This window comes from Ochrobactrum sp. SFR4 (assembly GCF_019730395.1).
GTDB lineage: Bacteria > Pseudomonadota > Alphaproteobacteria > Rhizobiales > Rhizobiaceae > Pseudochrobactrum.
Window position 1 is genome coordinate 1 of sequence record NZ_JAAPBB010000165.1, and the last position, 490, is coordinate 490.

1 protein-coding gene is annotated in these 490 nt (G+C 46.1%); it reads right to left on the reverse strand.

Going from position 1 to position 490, the window contains the following annotated elements:
• Positions 1–470, reverse strand: a 470-nt coding sequence (locus tag HBA93_RS18385) for a SulP family inorganic anion transporter (RefSeq protein WP_286202044.1), incomplete at its 3' end; no start/stop codon positions are given.
• Positions 471–490: the final 20 nt, after the last annotated feature.

Genomic DNA, 490 nt, shown 5'->3' on the forward strand with positions numbered 1-490 from the left:
CCCAGTCCGGCTGCAATCATCCAGTAGGTTTGTGTCGGAACATCGATCAGTTCCGGTAGCTGAGCCATAAAGATCAAAACGGCCAGTGCATTTACAAAGCCGGTAATGACGGAACGGGAAACAAAACACATTACCCGCGCTAACTTTAATGCTCCGGCAAGTATCTGAAGAATGCCCATTAAGATTGTGGCTGCGAAAAGATATTGCAGTCCATGTTCTTTGACGAGTGATACCATGACGACAGCTGTGGCAGCTGTAGCCGCTGAAATCATTGCGGGCCGACCACCGGTAAAAGCTGCCACACATGCAATGGCAAATGAGGCATACAAACCCACTTTGGGGTCTACTCCTGCAATAACGGAGAACCCTATTGCTTCAGGAATAAGAGCGAAAGCAACAACAATACCAGATAGGATATCGCCACGAATGTTTGAAAACCACTGATTGCGGTATTCTTTTAATCTTAGCATTGAGAATTTTACACACTGAT